Source organism: Noviherbaspirillum autotrophicum (assembly GCF_000818395.1).
Classification (GTDB): domain Bacteria; phylum Pseudomonadota; class Gammaproteobacteria; order Burkholderiales; family Burkholderiaceae_D; genus Noviherbaspirillum; species Noviherbaspirillum autotrophicum.
In genome coordinates this window covers 2,058,776-2,072,939 of record NZ_JWJG01000028.1, presented here as the reverse complement: position 1 = coordinate 2,072,939, position 14,164 = coordinate 2,058,776, and the positions used below count along the sequence as shown (strand labels likewise).

General features: G+C 60.3%; 12 protein-coding genes and 1 riboswitch. Of the genes, 3 read left to right on the top strand and 9 right to left on the bottom strand.

Annotated elements, in window-relative coordinates:
* Positions 1-113: 113 nt before the first annotated feature.
* From TSA66_RS10820 to thiC, 6 genes are all read right to left on the bottom strand, one after another.
* Entirely contained in the window at positions 114-2,402 is a 2,289-nt protein-coding gene (locus TSA66_RS10820) for a UvrD-helicase domain-containing protein (RefSeq protein WP_040040019.1), read from the bottom strand.
* 173 nt (positions 2,403-2,575) lie between these two features.
* Positions 2,576-3,187: a thiamine phosphate synthase gene (gene thiE / locus TSA66_RS10815; RefSeq protein WP_040040018.1), complete on the bottom strand. Its 612-nt coding sequence runs from the start codon at positions 3,185-3,187 to the stop codon at positions 2,576-2,578.
* Positions 3,184-3,975 (bottom strand): bifunctional hydroxymethylpyrimidine kinase/phosphomethylpyrimidine kinase, encoded by a 792-nt coding sequence (gene thiD / locus TSA66_RS10810; RefSeq protein WP_040040017.1) that lies wholly within the window; start codon positions 3,973-3,975, stop codon positions 3,184-3,186. Before thiD ends, thiE begins: the two co-directional genes overlap by 4 nt.
* Positions 3,972-4,784 (bottom strand): thiazole synthase, encoded by an 813-nt coding sequence (locus tag TSA66_RS10805; RefSeq protein WP_040040016.1) that lies wholly within the window; start codon positions 4,782-4,784, stop codon positions 3,972-3,974. Before TSA66_RS10805 ends, thiD begins: the two co-directional genes overlap by 4 nt.
* A 15-nt stretch (positions 4,785-4,799) precedes the next feature.
* Positions 4,800-5,000, bottom strand: coding sequence for a sulfur carrier protein ThiS (gene thiS, locus TSA66_RS10800; RefSeq protein WP_040040015.1), 201 nt, complete (start codon positions 4,998-5,000; stop codon positions 4,800-4,802).
* A gap of 4 nt (positions 5,001-5,004) precedes the next feature.
* On the bottom strand, positions 5,005-6,918 hold the full coding sequence (gene thiC / locus TSA66_RS10795) for a phosphomethylpyrimidine synthase ThiC (RefSeq protein WP_040040014.1): 1,914 nt from the start codon (positions 6,916-6,918) through the stop codon (positions 5,005-5,007).
* 46 nt (positions 6,919-6,964) lie between these two features.
* Positions 6,965-7,061, bottom strand: a riboswitch (TPP riboswitch).
* A gap of 118 nt (positions 7,062-7,179) precedes the next feature.
* Between thiC and TSA66_RS10790 the strand changes: the two genes are divergently transcribed.
* Together TSA66_RS10790 and TSA66_RS10785 are read left to right on the top strand one after the other, a co-directional pair.
* Positions 7,180-9,993 carry a valine--tRNA ligase gene (locus TSA66_RS10790; RefSeq protein ID WP_040040013.1) on the top strand — a complete coding sequence of 938 codons (2,814 nt, stop codon included), beginning with the start codon at positions 7,180-7,182 and terminating at the stop codon, positions 9,991-9,993.
* A 150-nt stretch (positions 9,994-10,143) separates the two neighbouring features.
* Positions 10,144-10,599, top strand: coding sequence for a DUF2147 domain-containing protein (locus TSA66_RS10785; RefSeq protein ID WP_040040012.1), 456 nt, complete (start codon positions 10,144-10,146; stop codon positions 10,597-10,599).
* A gap of 96 nt (positions 10,600-10,695) precedes the next feature.
* On the opposite strand, the gene TSA66_RS10780 is transcribed toward TSA66_RS10785, so the two are convergent.
* The 3 genes from TSA66_RS10780 to ruvA all read right to left on the bottom strand — a co-directional run bounded on the left by TSA66_RS10780 (position 10,696) and on the right by ruvA (position 13,425).
* Positions 10,696-11,526, bottom strand: coding sequence for a 2-keto-4-pentenoate hydratase (locus TSA66_RS10780; protein WP_040040011.1), 831 nt, complete (start codon positions 11,524-11,526; stop codon positions 10,696-10,698).
* A 246-nt stretch (positions 11,527-11,772) separates the two neighbouring features.
* Positions 11,773-12,837 carry a Holliday junction branch migration DNA helicase RuvB gene (gene ruvB / locus TSA66_RS10775; protein ID WP_040040010.1) on the bottom strand — a complete coding sequence of 355 codons (1,065 nt, stop codon included), beginning with the start codon at positions 12,835-12,837 and terminating at the stop codon, positions 11,773-11,775.
* 9 nt (positions 12,838-12,846) lie between these two features.
* Entirely contained in the window at positions 12,847-13,425 is a 579-nt protein-coding gene (ruvA, locus tag TSA66_RS10770; RefSeq protein ID WP_040040009.1) for a Holliday junction branch migration protein RuvA, read from the bottom strand.
* 274 nt (positions 13,426-13,699) lie between these two features.
* On the opposite strand from ruvA, the gene TSA66_RS10765 reads away from it, so the two are divergent.
* Positions 13,700-14,158, top strand: coding sequence for a hypothetical protein (locus tag TSA66_RS10765; protein ID WP_157691656.1), 459 nt, complete (start codon positions 13,700-13,702; stop codon positions 14,156-14,158).
* Positions 14,159-14,164 lie beyond the last annotated feature (6 nt).

Here is a 14,164-nt window from a genome sequence, read left to right as displayed (position 1 = left end):
ACCCGCTCTAACGAACGGGCGCCGAAAAAGTTCCATCCACAGTCAGGGAAAGCAGGCGGGACGTACTTGGCCGCATGCCGTCCCGCGTCGGCGCACGGCGGCCAGGCGCGCTATTAGTGGAGGCGCGGCGCTACTTTTTCCAATTTGGCAATACCGAGATCCAGCAGCTTCATGCCGTGCTTGCCGAAATTGATGTGCGCCCGCATATTCGTGCCGCCGCCTTCGATGTTGACGATGACGCCTTCGCCGAACTTCTGGTGCATCACGGTTTCGCCGATGCGCCAGCCGGCGTCCTTGCGGGAAAAGCTTTGCGCAATCTTGTTCGCCCCTGCTTCCGGCGCCTCGTCCCATGCGGATTTCCGGTGGCCGAACCACTGCGGCTGCACGCGCGGCGACAACCATTTCAGCGCTTCTTCCGGCAATTCATCGAAGAAGCGCGACTTCATGTTGTAGCGCGTCTGGCCGTGCAGCATGCGGGTTTGCGAAAAGCTCAGGTACAGGCGCTTCTTGGCGCGCGTGATCGCCACATACATCAGGCGCCGCTCTTCTTCCAGCCCGCCCTCTTCCTGTGCGCTGTTTTCATGCGGGAACAATCCCTCTTCCAGGCCGGTGATGAACACGGCGTCGAACTCCAGCCCCTTGGCCGAGTGCACCGTCATCAGCTGCAAGGCATCCTGCCCGGCCTGCGCCTGGTTGTCGCCCGCTTCCAGTGAGGCGTGCGACAGAAAGGCCGACAGCGGCGACATCACGGTCGGCAGCGGCGCATCCGCGTCCAGCACTTCCACGCCATCGGCGGTAGTCAGCGCTTCGCCGGCCACCTGCTGGCCCTTGGGTCCGAGGAAGGCCGGCGCATCGATGCCGAAGCCTTCTTCCGACACGAACAGCATCGCCGCGCTCACCAGCTGCTCCAGGTTTTCGATGCGGTCGGCGCCTTCCTTCTCGTTCTGGTAATGCGGGATCAGGCCGCTCATGTCGAGCATCACTTTGACCATTTCCTGCAGCGGCAGGTTCTGGGTCTCGAACCGCATGCCCTCGACCAGCTTCACGAACGAGCCGAGGGAGCTGCCGGCCTTGCCGGTCACATAGGGCACCGCCGCGTACAGCGAAATGCCGTACTGGCGCGCCGCATCCTGCAGCTGCTCGATCGAGCGTGCGCCGATGCCGCGCGTCGGGAAGTTCACCACGCGCAGGAAGGCCGAATCGTTGTGCGGATTGTCCATCAGCTGCAGGTACGCGATCGCATGCTTGATTTCGGCGCGCTCGAAGAAGCGCTGGCCGCCATAGACGCGGTACGGAATGCCGGCGGTGAACAGGGCATGCTCGATCACGCGCGACTGCGCGTTGGAGCGATACAGGATCGCGATCTCGCTGCGCGCAGCGCCTTCTGCAATCAAGCTCTTCGCTTCCTCGATGATCCAGTTCGCTTCCTGGATATCGCTGCTCGCTTCGTATACGCGCAGCTGCTCGCCGTGGCCGGCATCGGTGCGCAGGTTCTTGCCGAGGCGCTTGCTGTTATTCGCAATCAGCGTATTGGCCGCATCGAGGATGTGGCCGTGCGAGCGGTAGTTCTGCTCCAGCTTGATCAGGTTCTGCACGCGGAATTCGCGCTCGAACGCGACCATGTTCCCCACGTTCGCGCCGCGGAATGCGTAAATGCTTTGGTCGTCGTCGCCGACCGCGAACACCGCGTTGTGTTCGCCCGCCATCAGCTTGAGCCAGTTGTACTGCAGGTTGTTCGTATCCTGGAACTCGTCGACCAGGATGTGCTTGAAGCGCGCCTGATAATGCTCGCGCAGCGGCTGATTGCGCGTCAGCAGTTCATACGTGCGCAACAGCAGTTCGGCGAAATCGACCACGCCTTCGCGCTGGCACTGATGGTCGTACGCGGCGTACAGCTCGACGAACTTGCGGTTGTAGTCGTCGTTGGCTTCCACATCGTGCGCGCGCAAGCCCTGTTCCTTCGCGTTGTTGATGAAGTACATCAAGTTGCGCGGCGGGTATTTTTCATCGTCGACGTTCAGCGACTTCAGCAGGCGCTTGATGGCCGACAGCTGGTCCTGCGAGTCGAGGATCTGGAATGTCTGCGGCAGGCCGGCATCGCGGTAATGCGCGCGCAGCAGGCGGTTGCACAAACCGTGAAAGGTACCGAGCCACATCCCCCGCGTATTGATCGGCAACATCGCCCCCAGACGCGCCGTCATTTCCTTCGCCGCCTTGTTTGTAAACGTTACGGCAAGGATGCCTGCCGGCGACACCTGCCCGGTCTGGATCAGCCATGCGATACGCGTGGTCAGCACACGGGTTTTGCCGGAGCCGGCACCGGCGAGAATCAGCGCCGATTGCGCGGGCAGGGTGACGGCGGCGAGTTGTTCGGGATTGAGGTTGTGGAGGAGGTTTTGCATCCCATGATTATACCGGGGAGCAGTATGCGTCAGACCGTGATATTTCCTTGAACAAGCTTCAATAACAGCCTGGAAAGACAGGCGATCCCAAGACTTGCCTGTCGATTAATTCAACGTTTTGTCACTGTGCAAGTCCCCGTGCGGCGGCCACGGTCCGGCTCTGCATGGGCCGTCTACGCTTCAAACAGCTGCACGAAGCGCCTTGCCGCCGCCTCCGGATCGTCGACCATGTAGACGCTGCTGATCGCCGCCACCATGTCGGTGCCAAGCGCCACCAGCGGTGCGGCATTTTCATGCGTCATGCCGCCAATGACCACATTCGGCAGCGGAATCGCCGACTTTGCCTGTGTCACGATGGCCGGCGACGTGCTGACTTCGTACTTTTTCACGCGCGACGGATAAAATCCGCCGAACGCCACGTAGCTCGCGCCCGCCCGATGCGCATCGTGCGCCATCCGCAGGCTGCCATAGCATGACGCGCCGACGATCTTTCCGGGGCCGACTGCGGCGCGCACCTGCGCCACTGACATGTCGGTCCCGCCGACGTGGATGCCATCGGCATCGAGCTCGATGCACAGGTCGACGAAGTCGTTCACGATGAACGGCCTGCCGTAGCGCCGGCACAATGCCTGCAATTGCGCGGCCTGTTCCTTGCGCAATTCCATGCCAGCCGTCTTGTGCCTGTACTGCACGAGTGCTGCACCGCCACGCAAACCGGCTTCGGTTACGTCCAGCAGTTTTTGCGTGTCGTCCCAATCGGGCGTAACAAGATACAGTCCCTTCATACAGCATCCTCAAGAGAAACCCAGCGATTGGGGATGCGCTGGCCATCGGCAACCGCATATGCCGCCACCAGCGCCTGATGACAATAAGCCTGCGCTGCCTCGATCGCTTCCACCATCGGCTTGCCGCTCGCCAGCAAGGCCGCGATCGCGGATGCCAACGTGCAGCCGGTGCCGTGGAAACTTCCTTCCAGGCGCGGCCAGGTCCAGGCGCGCTGATTACCGTCAGTGACCCAGCGGTTCACCACTTCCGGTCCCGTGCCGTGGCCGCCCTTGATCAATACGTTCGGGCAGTAGCGCAGCAAGGTTTCGACCTGCGCATCGAGGCGCCGTTCGCCGCCGCACAAGGCCGACGCTTCCGGCAGGTTCGGCGTGACGAGGGTCGCCTCCGGCAGTAACGGCATGATCGTCTGTGCCGCGTTATCCGCAGCCAGCGGATCGCCATGGCCGCTGGCCAGCACCGGGTCGAGTACCACATGCAGATCGGGCCGGCGCTGCTTCATCACGCGCAGCGTAGCGGCAACCGCTTCCGCATTTTCTCGGTTGCCGACAATGCCGATCTTGACCGCCGCAATATCGATCTTGTCGATCAGCGCATGCGCCTGCTGCTGCACCAGTCCGGCCGGCACCGGATGCACGTTGAACACGCGGTCGTTGTCCTGCACCGTCAGCGCGGTAATGGCCGTCAGCGGGTGCGCACCGAGAGCGGTCACGGCCTGGATATCCGCCTGCAGTCCCGCTCCGCCGCTCGGATCGGACCCGGCGAAGATCAGGACGCTCGGGCGTTTCATGTCGCCCGTCCTTCCATCGGCGACGACGGCGACGCGGCGAATTTCTTCGGAATGCGGCCGGCAAGATAAGCCTCGCGCCCCGCCTCCACCGCCAGCTTCATCGCGCGCGCCATGCGAATCGGGTCGCGCGCCCCCGCAATCGCCGTGTTCATCAGCACGCCGTCGCAGCCCAGTTCCATCGCGATCGCCGCATCCGACGCGGTGCCGACGCCGGCATCGACCAGCACCGGCACCTTCGACTGCTCGATGATCAGCGACAGGTTCCACGGATTGAGGATGCCCATGCCGGAACCGATCAGCGACGCCAGCGGCATCACCGCCACGCAGCCGATTTCTTCCAGCATCTTGGCCTGGATCGGATCGTCGCTGCAGTACACCATCACGTCGAAGCCGTCTTTCACCAGCGTCTCGGCTGCCTTCAACGTTTCCGGCATATTGGGGAACAGAGTTTTCTGGTCGCCCAGCACCTCGAGCTTGACCAGCTTGTGGCCGTTCAGCAGTTCGCGCGCCAGCTGCAACGTGTACACCGCATCCTTCGCGTTATAGCAGCCTGCGGTGTTGGGCAGGATCGTGTATTTCGACGGCGGCACCACGTCGAGCAGATTGGGCGCATTCGGGTCTTGCCCGATATTCACGCGGCGGATTGCCACCGTGATGATTTCGGCGCCGCTGGCTTCGGTTGCAGCGCGCGTTTCTTCCAGGTCGCGGTACTTGCCGCTACCGACCAGCAGACGCGAGCGGTAGGTCTTGCCTGCGATGGTCAAGCCTACCTGCTGGGTTGATTCCTGCGGACGATCACCGAGATTCATGTTTACTCCTATTGATTAACCGCCGCCGATCGCGCGCACGATGTCGACGCGGTCGCGCGGTTGCAGCACACGTTGCTGCCACATATGACGCGGCACCACTTCACGGTTGATCGCAACGGCCAGCGACTTGCCGGCCAAATCGAGCGACTCGACCAGAGCCTGCACATTCTGGTTTTCCGTAATCGGATGCGGTGCGCCGTTCAGTTCGATTTCCATGGCTTTACTGCTTGCGATAGAGTTCCGCGCCGCTCTTGACGAATTCCACGGCTTTCACTTCCATCCCCTTCTTCAGCGCGTCCTCTTCAGACACGCCCTGCGCAGCAGCGAAGTCGCGCACGTCCTGCGTGATCTTCATCGAGCAGAAATGCGGACCGCACATCGAGCAGAAATGCGCAACCTTGGCGGAATCCTTCGGCAAGGTCTCGTCATGGAATTCGCGCGCCTTGTCCGGGTCGAGGCCGAGGTTGAACTGGTCTTCCCAGCGGAATTCGAAGCGCGCCTTCGACAGCGCGTTGTCGCGGATCTGCGCGCCGGGATGGCCCTTCGCCAGGTCGGCGGCGTGCGCAGCCAGCTTGTAGGTGATGATGCCTTCCTTCACATCCGCCTTGTTCGGCAGGCCGAGATGCTCCTTCGGCGTCACGTAGCACAGCATCGCGGTACCGTACCAGCCGATCATCGCCGCGCCAATGCCGGACGTGATATGGTCGTAGCCGGGCGCGATATCGGTGGTCAAGGGCCCCAGCGTGTAGAACGGCGCTTCGGCGCAATCCCGCAGCTGCAAGTCCATGTTTTCCTTGATCAGGTGCATCGGCACGTGGCCGGGACCTTCGATCATCACCTGCACGTCGTGCCTCCAAGCGATCTGCGTCAGTTCGCCCAGCGTCTTCAATTCGCCCAACTGCGCTTCGTCGTTCGCATCGTAGATCGAACCCGGACGCAGGCCGTCGCCGAGCGAGAACGACACGTCATACGCCTTCATGATTTCGCAAATCTCTTCGAAGTGCGTATACAGAAACGATTCCTTGTGATGCGCAAGGCACCACTTGGCCATGATCGAGCCGCCGCGGGAAACGATGCCCGTCATGCGCTTGGCGGTCAGCGGCACGTATTGCAGGCGCACGCCAGCATGAATCGTGAAGTAGTCGACGCCCTGCTCCGCCTGCTCGATCAGCGTATCGCGGAAGATTTCCCAGGTCAGATCCTCGGCCTTGCCGTTGACCTTTTCCAGCGCCTGATAAATCGGCACGGTTCCGATCGGCACCGGCGAATTGCGGATGATCCATTCGCGCGTTTCATGGATGTGTTTGCCGGTGGACAGATCCATCACGGTGTCGCCACCCCAGCGGATCGCCCACGTCATTTTTTCCACTTCCTCGCCGATCGACGACGTCACCGCGGAGTTGCCGATGTTGGCGTTGATCTTCACCAGGAAGTTGCGGCCGATGATCATCGGCTCGATTTCCGGATGGTTGATGTTGGCGGGGATGATCGCGCGGCCGCAGGCGATTTCGGAGCGCACGAATTCCGGCGTGATCTCGGCGGGAATCGCCGCACCGAACGACTGGCCCGGATGCTGGCGGCCCATCAGGTCGGCCAGCTTCTGTCCCATCGGGCCGGACGTCTTCAAGCCTTCCAGGTATTCCTTGCGGCGCAGGTTTTCGCGGATCGCGATGTATTCCATTTCCGGCGTGATGATGCCGGCGCGCGCATAGTGCATCTGCGTGACATTCTTGCCAGCCTTGGCGCGGCGCGGCTTGCGGTGCAGATTGAAGCGCAGCTCGGCCAGCTTCGGATCGTTCAGGCGTTCGATGCCGTATTGCGACGAGGGCCCGGCCAGTTCTTCGGTATCGCCGCGTTCGGCGATCCATGCGGCGCGCAATGCCGGCAAACCGGAACGGATGTCGATCTGCACGGTCGGATCGGTATACGGGCCGGACGTGTCGTACACATAAATCGGCGGGTTCTTTTCCGCGCCCATCGACGCCGGCGTATCGGCCTGGCTGATTTCGCGCATCGGCACGCGGATGTCCGGACGCGATCCTTCGACGTAAATCTTGCGGGAATTCGGCAGCGGCTGGATCGCGGCTTCGTCCACCTTGGCGGTGGCGGCGAGGAATTGCGAGTTGGCGTTCATGGTGCTCCTTTGCGATGTCGGAAAGCGAAGGAGCGACGGAAAAAGGCGGGACTTCCGAGTGCTTCCCTTCGCTGGCATTACCCAGATCAGGTTTGAGGGTATTTCTCACCCGGTTCAAATGACCAGGACCCCTAGCGTGATGCCGTCAAAATAGAGAAAAAACTCTAAAAATGGCAATGCCCGAATTATACGCCGATGATCGCCAAAGTCATCAGCCACCTCCCTTATAATGGAAAGTTTCGCTGAAACACAAATTAAATCATGGAATTAGCCAAGTCTTTCGAGCCCGCCGACATTGAAAAACACTGGCGCACCGAGTGGGAACAGCGCGGTTACTACACCGCGAGCACCGATCCGGCCAAGCCCGCATTCAGCATCCAGTTGCCGCCGCCCAATGTTACCGGCACGCTGCACATGGGCCATGCGTTCAACCAGACCGTGATGGATGGCTTGACGCGCTACTACCGCATGCGCGGCCATAACACGGCGTGGATTCCCGGCACCGACCACGCCGGCATTGCGACCCAGATCGTCGTGGAACGCCAGCTCGATGCACAAAAGATTTCGCGCCACGACCTCGGCCGCGAGAAATTCCTCGAAAAAGTGTGGGAGTGGAAAGAACACTCCGGCTCGACGATTACCGGGCAGATGCGCCGGCTGGGTGCGTCCACCGACTGGAGCCGCGAATACTTCACGATGGACGAAAAGATGTCCAAGGCCGTGACCGAAGTCTTCGTGCGCCTGTTCGAGCAAGGCCTGATCTACCGCGGCAAGCGCCTGGTCAACTGGGACCCGAAGCTGCACACCGCGGTGTCCGACCTGGAAGTGGTGTCGGAAGAAGAAGACGGCTCGATGTGGCATATCCGCTATCCGCTGGCCGATGGCAGCGGGCATATTACGGTGGCCACCACCCGCCCGGAAACCATGCTGGGTGACGTCGCCGTCGCGGTCGATCCGACCGACGAGCGCTACATCAACCTGGTCGGCAAGATGCTGAAACTGCCGCTGACCGACCGCGAAATCCCGATCATCGCCGACGACTATGTGGACAAGGAATTCGGCACTGGCTGCGTGAAGATCACGCCGGCGCACGACTTCAACGACTACGCAGTAGGCCAGCGCCATCAGCTCGCGCAGATCAACATCATGACGCTGGACGCGAAGATCAACGAGAACGCGCCGGCGAAATACCAGGGCATGGATCGTTACGACGCGCGCAAGCAAATCGTGGCCGACCTCGACGCGCTGGGCCTCTTGGAATCGGTCAAGCCGCACAAGCTGATGGTGCCGCGCGGCGACCGCACCGGTGTCGTGATCGAGCCGATGCTGACCGATCAATGGTTCGTCGCAATGAGCAAGCCAGCACCGGAAGGCACGCACTTCCCCGGCAAGTCGATTGCCGAAGTCGCGCTCGAAAAAGTCGCCGACGGTTCGATCAAGTTCATCCCGGAAAACTGGACCACCACCTACAACCAGTGGTTGAACAATATCCAGGACTGGTGCATCTCGCGCCAATTGTGGTGGGGCCACCAGATCCCGGCGTGGTATGACGACGAAGGTAACATCTACGTCGCCCGCAACGAGGAAGACGCTAAGAAGCAAGCCGGCGGCAAGGCGATTCAACGCGACAACGATGTGCTCGATACCTGGTTCTCGTCCGCGCTCGTTCCCTTCTCCACGCTCGGCTGGCCGGAAGAAACGCCGGACTACCAGATGTTCCTGCCGTCGTCGGTGCTGGTCACTGGCTTCGACATCATCTTCTTCTGGGTGGCGCGCATGGTCATGATGACCACGCACTTCACCGGCAAGGTGCCGTTCGAGAAAGTCTATGTGCACGGCCTGGTGCGCGACGCCTCAGGCCAGAAGATGTCGAAATCGAAAGGCAATACGCTCGACCCGATCGACCTGATCGACGGCATCGATGTCGAGTCGCTGGTTGCCAAACGCACCACCGGCCTGATGAATCCGAAGCAGGCGGAAAGCATCGCCAAGGCCACCCGCAAGGAATTCCCGACCGGGATTTCGGCGTTCGGCACCGATGCATTGCGCTTCACAATGGCAAGCTACGCCTCGCTCGGGCGCAACATCAACTTCGACCTGAACCGCTGCGAAGGCTATCGCAACTTCTGCAACAAGCTGTGGAATGCGACGCGCTTCGTGTTGATGAATACCGAAGGCAAGGACTGCGGCTTCGACGCATCTACCTGCGGCCCGGAAGGCCGCGACTTCTCGCAAGCTGACCGCTGGATCGTGTCGCTGCTGCAGCGCACCGAAGCTGAAGTCGAGAAGGGTTTCGCCGACTACCGCTTCGACAATATCGCGTCCGCGATCTACAAGTTCATCTGGGACGAGTATTGCGACTGGTATCTGGAAATCGCAAAAGTGCAGATCCAGAACGGCACCGAAGCGCAGCAGCGCGCCACCCGCCGCACGCTGTTGCGCGTGCTGGAAACGGTGCTGCGCCTGGCGCATCCGATTATCCCGTTCATCACCGAGCAGCTGTGGCAAACCGTCGCGCCGCTGACCGGGCGTGAAATGAATCCAGCGGGTGAGTCGATCATGCTGCAGCCGTATCCGGCACCGAACCTGGAAAAGCTGGACGACAACGCGGAAAGCTGGGTGGCGCAGTTGAAGGCGATGACCGATGCCTGTCGCAACCTGCGCGGCGAGATGCAATTGTCGCCGGCGCAGCGTGTGCCGTTGGTAATTGAAGCATCCGCCAGCGACCAGACGCTGATGCAATCGTTCGCACCGTATCTGCAGGCGCTGGCGAAGCTGTCGGAGGTGCAGGTCGTCGGCACCCTGCCGGAGTCGCCCGCACCGGTATCGATCGTCGGCACCGCCAAGCTGATGCTGAAAGTCGAGATCGACATCGCGGCCGAGCGCGAGCGCCTGTCGAAAGAAATCGCCCGTCTGGAAGGCGAAATCGCGAAAGCCAATGCCAAGCTCAGCAACGAAAGCTTCGTTGCCCGCGCTCCTGCACAGGTTGTTTCACAAGAGAAAGATCGTTTGTTGACCTTTGGGGCCACACTCAACAAACTGCGCGAGCAATTTGATATATTGCAAAAAAAATAATAACTAGCCGCGCAACACTCGTGGTTCGTCACAATGTCATTTGTGAGGAGCAAAGCGACAGGCACTGACGGACCACGATTTAATCTTTCTTTATCTGCCGATCGTTCTGATCGGCAGGTTACATGACCCCTGGAGACAAGGAAAACAACCATGAATTCAAAACGATTAGCCCTGACTTTGGGAGCGGTCACGCTCTCGCTCAGCTCGCTCGCGGCATGGGCGCAAGTAGGTTCGCCGGTTGGCGTATGGAAGACCATCGACGATGAGTCGGGCAAGCCGAAATCGCTGATTCGCATCAGCGAAGTCAACGGCGAATTGCGCGGCACGATTGAAAAATTGTTCCGTGAGCCCGGTGAAGATCCGAACCCGAAATGCGACAAGTGCGAAGGCCCGTTGAAAGACCAGCCGATCGTCGGCATGACCATCCTGACCGGCATGAAGAAGGACGGCAACGAGTACAACGGCGGCCAGATCGTCGACCCGAAGAATGGCAAATCGTACAAGAGCAAAATGTCCGTCGTTGGCGGCGGCAAGAAGCTCGACGTGCGCGGCTACATCGGCGTGCCGATGCTGGGCCGTACCCAGACGTGGGAACGCGTGGATTAATTCCTGCCTATTCAATAAAAAAGGCGCCGCTGGCGCCTTTTTTATTTCCACGATACCGCGTCTGCTCCAATGGCGAAGCGAACACGGATTGGCTCGTTAGACGAATGAAATGGTTAACCCCGGCAAGCTCACCCCCGAGAAGGCTGATGTCCACGTTTCCCCCGGCTTGATCGGACACACGTCGGTCCAGGTGCCGGTGGTAATGATTTCGCCTTCGCTTAATGCAGGGAATTCCGGCTGCATCTTGAGCAACTGGTGCAAATGCCACAAGGCGTGCAAAGGGCTGCCCAAGACGTCGCTGCCGAAGCCGGCGGAACGCAATTCATCTCCGCAAGACAAAGACAGGCTAGCGTGCGACAGCACTTCACCAAGATTACGGCGGCTGGCGGCCGACAGTACCTTGGGCTCGCCGATAATCAATGAACCATGCAAGCCGAACGCGGCAATGGCGTCGCTGACCTCGAACTTCCATTCCGGGAACGGGCACACCACGATCTCGAAGGCATGCGCCATCCATTCTATGCACTCTGCCAACTGCTCGATGGTGGCATCCGGCGCCGGCGTCCGATTCAGTTTAAATACGACTTCCGGCCCGAGCCGTGGCTGCAATGCGCCGAGCAGGCTTTGAATACCGCGATTTCCTTCGGCAAATCGTATGGTCGAATCGAACAGCGGAGTCCAGATCGGTGCCCGGATCGGTTCGGCCACGCCGTATTTGGACCAGATCTTGCGGTTGGAAAAACCGATCTTGCGCCCTACCATGGATTCGCCTTGGGCAATGCGAATATCCATGATGCACTTGGCAACGTCGTAGCTATCCCCGATCGTCATCGGCACCTGGCTGGACAATTGCGGCATCATCTCTGCCTGCGCGCGAGCATCGAGCAGCTGAAGTGCATAGCGATTAGCTTGCGTGGACATGAGCATGGCGGGACTCGATGGGAAAGATAGGTAGGTTGAGAGCGACATGTTGCGTGGCTAGCCTGTACTTTACGCAGACAGGCAAACCATAATTTGTGCTCGCTTAAAAAAGAAAAGTGCGCTCGTGCTTAAAAAATTGATTATAAATCGATGTTCTCCGATTTCTCACGGCTTGCACCAACCACCGTATTTCTACTGATGTTAAAAATGTAATTACCCGGCATCTTTCCCCGCAGCATGCATTTCCAGCCTCTAGCCCTGCGGTTGCTCCCACAAATCTCCGGACACGCCGCCACGCGGCGCCGTCACGCCGAAATGTGCATAAGCCGTTGGCGTCGCGATGCGGCCACGCGGCGTACGCTGCAGGAAACCCTGCTGAATCAGATACGGCTCCAGCACATCCTCGATGGTATCGCGCTCTTCACCGATGGCTGCCGCCAGATTGTCGAGCCCGACCGGGCCGCCGTTAAACTTGAACAAGACCGCTTCCAGCAGCTTGCGGTCCATGACGTCGAAGCCGACCGGATCGACATCGAGCATCTTCAGCGCGGCATCAGCCATGTCCTTGGTGATCTTCCCGTTGCCCTTGACTTCCGCGTAGTCGCGCACGCGCCGCAACAGGCGGTTGGCAATACGCGGCGTGCCGCGGCTGCGCTTGGCGATTTCGAGCGCGCCATCGTCGACGATCACCGCATTGAGCAGGGAGGCGCTGCGCGTGACGATTCGGGCCAGTTCCTGCGGCGTGTAAAACTCGAGTCGCGCGACGATGCCGAAACGGTCGCGCAACGGATTGGTGAGCATGCCGGCGCGAGTGGTGGCACCAACCAGCGTAAACGGCTGCAAGTCGAGCCGCACCGAGCGTGCGGCCGGACCTTCGCCGATCATGATATCGATCTGGTAGTCTTCCAGCGCCGGATACAGGATTTCCTCGACGACCGGCGACAGGCGATGGATTTCATCGATGAACAAGACATCGTTCGGCTCCAGGTTCGTCAACAGCGCCGCCAAATCGCCCGCGCGCTCCAGCACCGGACCGGACGTCTGCCGCAAATTGACACCCATCTCACGCGCGATGATATGCGCCAGCGTAGTCTTGCCCAAGCCGGGCGGCCCGAACAGCAACGTATGGTCCAGCGCCTCGCGCCGCTGCCGAGCGGCCGTGATGAAGATTTCCAGCTGGCTGTGAATTTTTTCCTGCCCGACATATTCGTCGAGCTGCTTCGGGCGCAACGCACGCTCGACCGCTTCCTCATTGCTCGAAGCCGGGGTCGCGGAAATGATCCGCTGATCAGTGAAATTGTCGGTCTGGATACTCATGAAGTCCTCTTATGCCTTGGACAGCGCCTTCAACGCCAGCTTGATGCCATCCGATACGGTGGAGCCGGCTGGCACTTGTTTCAGGGCGAGCATTGCTTCCTTGTCAGAATAGCCGAGCGCCAGCAATGCATTCAGGATGTCAGACGTCGCGTCGTGATGGGCAAGGCCGCCAACAGCTCCCAGATCGGCGCCGATCTTGCCCTTGAGTTCCAGCAGCAGGCGCTCCGCCGTCTTCTTGCCGATACCGGGAATCTTGGTGAGGCGGCCGGCTTCCTGCAGGGTAATCGCCTGCGATAAATCCGCCACCGACATGCCGGACAAAATCGACAGAGCCGTGCGTGCGCCGACCCCGGAAATCTTGATCAGCTGCTTGAACACATTCCGTTCTTCGACCGTGCCGAAGCCGTACAGCAGGTGCGCGTCTTCCCGTACTGCCAAATGCGTGAGCAACACCACTTTTTCGCCCATGCCGGGCAGGTTGTAAAACGTGCTCATCGGCACATCAACCTCATAACCGACACCATTGCAATCGACCAGCAATTGCGGCGGATTTTTCTCAAGAAGGATTCCGGAAAGACGACCTATCATGGATAAAAAGACCTTAGAACGTTAAGTGAATCATACAGGACATTGCCGCCCTGTCCCATTGGGCAAGGTGTTGCGCCAGCCAAGTCGGCGCAACACCTTGCCTGCGTCATGTCTGGATTCATGGTCGATTTCCCGGCAAGGATTTTTTCCGATGAGCGACAATCTAAGAAACGGTTTCAGATCGGATCGCGGTGAATCGTTACGCCCGTCCGGCATGCCGCGCCATGAGAATCAAGGTCCGCCGCGCGGGTCCCAACCGTTATCGAGCCAGCGCATGCGCTTCCGACTCCGCCAGTTTTCCCGTCACCGCCTCCTTCGCCGGTCCCTATCCTGGATCGGCACGCTGCTTGGCATTGTCTGGGCACTCCCGCTGACAATCGTGGGGCTGCTGTTCGCGTTGCCCGTCTTAGCCTGGCGTGGCCATGCACAGTTCATACGCGGGCATACGGCCGCGTTGCTGGTGCGCGGGCCGTTTGCGGATGCGGTGCTAAGCCGGCACCCGTTCGGCGCCATGACAGCCATGGCGCTTGGCCATGTCATCATCGCCGAGCAGCAAGGCTTGTCCTCGCGCGTGCTGATGCATGAACTGGCCCATGTGCGGCAGGCGGAACGCTGGGGCATCGCCTTTCCATTCGCATATCTCGCATCCAGCGCATGGGCCGGCATCCGCGGGCGCGATGCGTACTGGCATAACCGCTTCGAAATCGCCGCACGCAAGGCGGAAAAGCATTAGAACGCA

What these genes read in the sequence shown, in the direction of transcription:
- thiE (WP_040040018.1), bottom strand. Translation starts at nt 3,187, where the DNA reads ATGAAGGGACTGTATCTTGTTACGCCCGATTGGGACGACACGCAAAAA.
- TSA66_RS10780 (WP_040040011.1), bottom strand. Translation starts at nt 11,526, where the DNA reads ATGCTCATGTCCACGCAAGCTAATCGCTATGCACTTCAGCTGCTCGAT.
- TSA66_RS10805 (WP_040040016.1), bottom strand. Translation starts at nt 4,784, where the DNA reads ATGAATCTCGGTGATCGTCCGCAGGAATCAACCCAGCAGGTAGGCTTG.
- thiD (WP_040040017.1), bottom strand. Translation starts at nt 3,975, where the DNA reads ATGAAACGCCCGAGCGTCCTGATCTTCGCCGGGTCCGATCCGAGCGGC.
- TSA66_RS10785 (WP_040040012.1), top strand. Translation starts at nt 10,144, where the DNA reads ATGAATTCAAAACGATTAGCCCTGACTTTGGGAGCGGTCACGCTCTCG.
- ruvB (WP_040040010.1), bottom strand. Translation starts at nt 12,837, where the DNA reads ATGAGTATCCAGACCGACAATTTCACTGATCAGCGGATCATTTCCGCG.
- ruvA (WP_040040009.1), bottom strand. Translation starts at nt 13,425, where the DNA reads ATGATAGGTCGTCTTTCCGGAATCCTTCTTGAGAAAAATCCGCCGCAA.
- thiC (WP_040040014.1), bottom strand. Translation starts at nt 6,918, where the DNA reads ATGAACGCCAACTCGCAATTCCTCGCCGCCACCGCCAAGGTGGACGAA.
- thiS (WP_040040015.1), bottom strand. Translation starts at nt 5,000, where the DNA reads ATGGAAATCGAACTGAACGGCGCACCGCATCCGATTACGGAAAACCAG.
- TSA66_RS10790 (WP_040040013.1), top strand. Translation starts at nt 7,180, where the DNA reads ATGGAATTAGCCAAGTCTTTCGAGCCCGCCGACATTGAAAAACACTGG.
- TSA66_RS10820 (WP_040040019.1), bottom strand. Translation starts at nt 2,402, where the DNA reads ATGCAAAACCTCCTCCACAACCTCAATCCCGAACAACTCGCCGCCGTC.
- TSA66_RS10765 (WP_157691656.1), top strand. Translation starts at nt 13,700, where the DNA reads ATGCGCTTCCGACTCCGCCAGTTTTCCCGTCACCGCCTCCTTCGCCGG.